Origin of the sequence: Frigoribacterium sp. CFBP 13605, assembly GCF_014839405.1 — a bacterium.
Classification (GTDB): domain Bacteria; phylum Actinomycetota; class Actinomycetes; order Actinomycetales; family Microbacteriaceae; genus Frigoribacterium.
In genome coordinates, this window is the sequence record NZ_JACYNS010000151.1 from 1 (window position 1) to 4,719 (window position 4,719).

At 73.1% G+C, this 4,719-nt stretch carries 5 protein-coding genes; 3 read left to right on the forward strand and 2 right to left on the reverse strand.

All coding sequences use genetic code 11. From position 1 onward, the window contains the following. Positions 1–880 (forward strand): GAF domain-containing protein (locus tag IFT36_RS15235; protein ID WP_200413573.1); only part of this gene is annotated, 880 nt, incomplete at its 5' end. Positions 881–1,022: 142 nt separating this feature from the next. On the opposite strand, the gene IFT36_RS15240 is transcribed toward IFT36_RS15235, so the two are convergent. Then, positions 1,023–1,847, reverse strand: coding sequence for a DUF817 domain-containing protein (locus IFT36_RS15240; RefSeq protein ID WP_200413574.1), 825 nt, complete (start codon positions 1,845–1,847; stop codon positions 1,023–1,025). A 521-nt stretch (positions 1,848–2,368) separates the two neighbouring features. Next, complete coding sequence (locus tag IFT36_RS15245; protein ID WP_056046878.1) at positions 2,369–2,683, reverse strand: hypothetical protein; 315 nt, start codon at positions 2,681–2,683, stop codon at positions 2,369–2,371. 306 nt (positions 2,684–2,989) lie between these two features. Here IFT36_RS15245 and IFT36_RS15250 point away from each other — a divergent pair, with 306 nt between their 5' ends. Both IFT36_RS15250 and IFT36_RS15255 read left to right on the forward strand, forming a co-directional pair. Next, positions 2,990–3,778, forward strand: a complete 789-nt coding sequence (locus IFT36_RS15250; protein ID WP_056046880.1) for a DeoR/GlpR family DNA-binding transcription regulator — start codon at positions 2,990–2,992, stop codon at positions 3,776–3,778. Next, a partial coding sequence (locus IFT36_RS15255) for a 1-phosphofructokinase family hexose kinase (RefSeq protein ID WP_249408677.1) occupies positions 3,775–4,719 on the forward strand: 945 nt, incomplete at its 3' end. The genes IFT36_RS15250 and IFT36_RS15255, both read left to right, overlap by 4 nt.

Here is a 4,719-nt window from a genome sequence, read left to right on the forward strand (position 1 = left end):
GGCACGCCCGGCGGACGCACCCGCGCCGGCCCCGGCTGCCGCAGCACCCGCACCCGCACCGACCCCGGCGGACGCACCCGGGACCGCTCTCGGAACCGGGGCCACCCCGTCGACCGACACCGCGCCTCCTGCCCGTCCGCGTCGGGCCCTGCCCGAGCCGACCTTCGAGTGGTCAGGAGCCGAAAAGCTGGTCGAGCTCGCGAGCAGCGGCGGGTCCGACACCCTGCAGGACCTCGCCCGCCGAGCCGAGAAGGAGTTCGGCGTCGACGTCGCGGTCGTCTCGCTGCTCGACGGCAAGAAGCTCTACTACGCGGTCAACACCGAACTGCTGCCGGTCTCGATCCCCCGCGAGCTGACGTTCTGCGACGTGACCGTGGCGGCCGACGCGCCGGTGATCGTCGAGGACGCCCGCAAGGACGACCGGTTCAAGGACAACCCCTACCTCGACCTCAACCACGGGTACTTCTACGCCGGGCACCCGATCCACTCGTCGTCCGGCCAGGCGATCGGCACCTTCTGCCTGCACAACACGCGGCCCCGCAAGGCGAAGAGCGTGTCGTCCGAGAAGCTGGCCGAGTTCGCCCGGCTCGCCGAACTCGAGCTGCAGAGCTACGAGACGGCCGAGGGCGGTCACGACCTGCCGACGATGTACGAGACCCGGGAGGCGGCGGTCGCGGCGGCCGTGTCGGGTCGCGCCCCACAGGCGGCCGCGCTGGCACGGGGCGTGGCCGACGCCACGAGCGTCGTCGCCGCGCCCCAGCCCGTGGCTACGCCCACGGCTGCGGGTGCAGGTGCGGGTGCGGGCACGGTCCCCATGGTCGCGGCTGCTGCCGCACCCACTCCGCCCCCCACGCGCGTCGGCCGCCACGCCGCTCCCTGACCGCGACCTGCGGGCGAGGACGCACCACGTCCGCGTCGTCGAACCACCCGAGAGCGTGGTTCGACGACGCGACGGTGGTGCGACCGGCACACCACCACACCGTCACACCGCCACGCCGGCGCGCCGTCACGCCGTCACGCCGTCACGCCGTGGCGGTCGGTGAGGCGCCCTTCCGCTGCTTCAGCCACAGCACGAGCACGAAGCTGAAGATCACGAGCACCATCCACGAGCCGATCTTGCTGGGGTGCACGAGGCTCCAGCCGTCGACCTGCGAGGCGTAGGTCCAGGCGCCGAGCATGGTCGCGGCGTTCTCGGCGATCCAGATGAACAGCCCGATGAGGGCGAACGACACGAGCAGGGGCATGCGGCGGTCGACGCCCCGCACGCGGAAGGTCACCGACCGCCGCGCGATCAGCAGCGCGGCGACGCCGAGCAGCACCCAGCGCAGGTCGGCGATCCAGTGGTTCGTGAAGAAGTTGACGTAGAAGCCGACCGCGACGGCCATGGTCGCCGCCATCGGCACGGGGTCGACGCGGAGGTCCAGCCGGCGCCACGCCTGGCAGATGTAGCTCGCGACCGCCGCGTACATGAAGCCGCTGTAGAGCGGCACGTCCCCCAGGCGCAGCACGCCGGGCTCGGGGTACGACCACGAGCCGATCGCGACCTTGAAGACCTCGAGCCCGAGCCCCAGGACGTGGAAGACGCAGATGACGAGCAGCTCGTCCCGGGTCTCGAGCCGCGTCGCGACGAGGACGACCTGCACGAGCAGGCACCAGATCAGCATCGCGTCGTAGCGCGGCACGCCCACGTCGACCACGCGGGTCAGGGCGAGCCCGGCGAAGATCGCGACGGCGAACGCGCACGAGAGGGCCTGGGCGCGGCCGAAGGCCAGCAGGTCGAGCAAGAACTCTCGCGCCCGGGTGACGCGACCCGGACCGTGGCGCGGGACGACCTCGACTGCGGACACCGTGCCTCCTCGGAGTTCGTCGTCGGTGCGGGCCGGGTGGCCGCACCGTCGCGCCCCGTGGGTGCGACCTCGTCCACGCTACGAACCCCGAGGAGGCGCGGCGTCCGCCCCGAGGACCACCCGCCTCCCCCGCGGGTCGCGTCCGCGGACACGCGAGAGCCCCCTCGCCGCGGGGGGCGAGGGGGCTCTCGTGGGGTGCTCGTCGGCGTCCCGCGCTGCGGGTCGCTGGTACGCACCGTCGACGGGCCGGGCGTCAGCCCGTCCGAAGTCGTTCACCGGGCCGGGGCCCGGGACGGTCAGATCTGGTCGTCGTCCACCAGGCCCGCCACGAAGGGGTAGCGGTCGGCCACGTACTCGTGGAGGTCGGGGTGGACGAGGGTGTCGAGCGAGGGAAGTGAGGAGGTCATGGTCGGGCCGTTCAGTCGAGGTCGTCGGTGTCGTCGAGGGCCGTGTCGAAGTACGACACGTGGTCGCCGACCTGGTCGGCGAGGATGCGCTGGGCGAAGGTCACGACGCGCGCCTCAGGCCGACATCGCGTGGGCCGGAGCCGCCACGAGGAAGTCGGCGTAGGTGGGCTCGTCGACCCGGGCGACGGCCGAGACGGCTGCCGAGATCGGGGCGGCGAGGGCGACGGCCGCGACTCGCGCCCGACGACGACGGGGGTAGGTCTCGATGCGGACGGCCGGGACGCGGGGGTCGCGGCGGTAGAGGCCCGCGTCGACGCGACCGGTGGTCGGGCGGGTCGCCGCGGGGCGGGCCGAACCGACCGTGCCCCGGACGAGGGAGACGAGTTGCTCGTGGCCGAGGCCCTGGAGCGAGGTGCTGCTGGTGTTCATGTTCTTCTCATTTCTGGTGACCCTGCGTCACCTGAGGAACCTGCTGGAACTCCGGCACCGCCCGTGAAGTCGGTGCCCGTACCGCCGTGAACCGGTACGTCCACCACTGTGGCAGGCAGATTGCTAGATGAACTAGCCAGATCGAGAAGAGTGCGCATTGCGGACATGGCTCGGTCCTCGCCTGCGCAATCTGCGTTCTTCTTCGTTTTTCTGCTTTTGTCTTGTTTTCTCTGTGGAAGCGACGTACAGTCGGCCCACGCCGGCAGCACGCATGCCGGCAGCACCGCGAGACGACGAGGAGGTCGCATGTACGCCACCGAACGGCACGAGTCGATCGCCGAAGCCCTGCGCTCGGCCGGTCGGGTGTCGGTCAGCGATCTCGCCCTGCGTCTCGACGTCACGGCCGAGACGGTCCGCCGAGACCTCGACGCCCTCGAACAGGCGGGCCTGCTCCAGCGCGTGCACGGCGGTGCCGTCGCCGCCGGCCGCTCCAGCGTCAGCGAACTCAGCCTGAGCGAGCGCGAGACCCGGCACAGCCCCGAGAAGACCTCGGTGGCCCAGGCCGCCGCGCACCTCGTGCCGCCGACGTTCACGGGCTCGATCGCCCTCGACGCCGGCACCACCACCGCCGCCGTCGCCGCCGAACTCGCCCGCTGGACGCCGGCGACGCCCGGCACCGTCCTCACCGTCATCACCAACGCCGTCCCGATCGCCGCGCTGCTGCAGCACAGCCCCCACGTCGACCTGCACCTGCTCGGCGGACGCGTCCGCGGGCTGACCAGCGCCGCCGTCGGCACCAGCACGGTCGAGCAGATCCAGGCGCTCCGCCCCGACATCGTCTTCGTCGGCGCGAACGGCGTCAGCGCCGGCTTCGGCCTGTCGACCCCCGACGAGTTCGAAGGCGCCGTCAAGTCGGCGTACGTCCGTGCCGGACGCCGCGTCGTGGCCGTGGTCGACCAGACCAAACACGGCGAGGAGGCGCTGGTGCGGTTCGCGCGCCTGGCCGAGATCGACACCGTGGTCACCGACGCGCCCCCCGCGCCCGACCTGGGCGAGGCCCTCGAGCTCGCCGACGTCGAGGTGATCGTCGCATGAGCGCCCCGATCCCCACGCCCCGCCCCGTCGTGGCCCCGATCGACACCGCCCCGCAGCCAGGAGGCACCCGCATGATCCTCACCGTCACCGCGAACCCCTCGCTCGACCGCACGATCGAGCTGCCGGGCACCCTGCAGCGCGGGGCGGTCCAGCGCTCGGTCAGCACGACCGACGAGCCCGGCGGCAAGGGCGTCAACGTGTCCCGGGCCCTGGCGGCGTCGGGTGCCGAGACCGTGGCCCTGCTGCCCGGCGCCCTCGACGACCCGGTCCTCGTCGCCCTGCGCGAGCGGGGCGTGCCCACCGTCAACCTGCCGATCGGGCAGCGCCTCCGGGCCAACGTCACCCTGACCGAACCCGACGGCACGACCACCAAGATCAACGAGCTCGGCCCCGACCTCGGCTCCCACGTTGACGAGCTCACGGCCCTCGTCGTCGAACACGCGGCCCTCGCCTCGTGGCTGGTGCTCGCCGGCTCGCTGCCGCCCGGCCTGCCGACGACCTGGCTGGCCGACGTCGTCCGGGCCGTGCGCGCCTCCTGCGGTGACGCCGCCCCGCGCATCGCGGTCGACTCGTCGGGCGAGCCGTTCGCGGCCCTGATCGCGTCGGGCGCCGGCATCGACCTCGTCAAGCCCAACGCCGACGAGCTCGCCGAGATCGTCGGCGGTGACCCCGAGGCGTACGAGGCCGACCCGGCCTCGGCCGTCGCCGGGGCCCGACGCCTGCGCGAGCTGGGCGTCGAGACCGTGCTGCTCACCCTCGGCAGCGCGGGCGCCCTGTTGATCGACGACGAGGGCTCGTGGTTCGCCGCCGCCCCCGTCATCACCGCCCTGAGCACGGTGGGCGCCGGCGACTCGTCGCTGTCGGGCTACCTGCTCGCCGAGACCGCCGGGGCCCCCGCCCCGGCCCGCCTCGCCCAGGCCGTCGCGTCCGGAGCCGCCGCC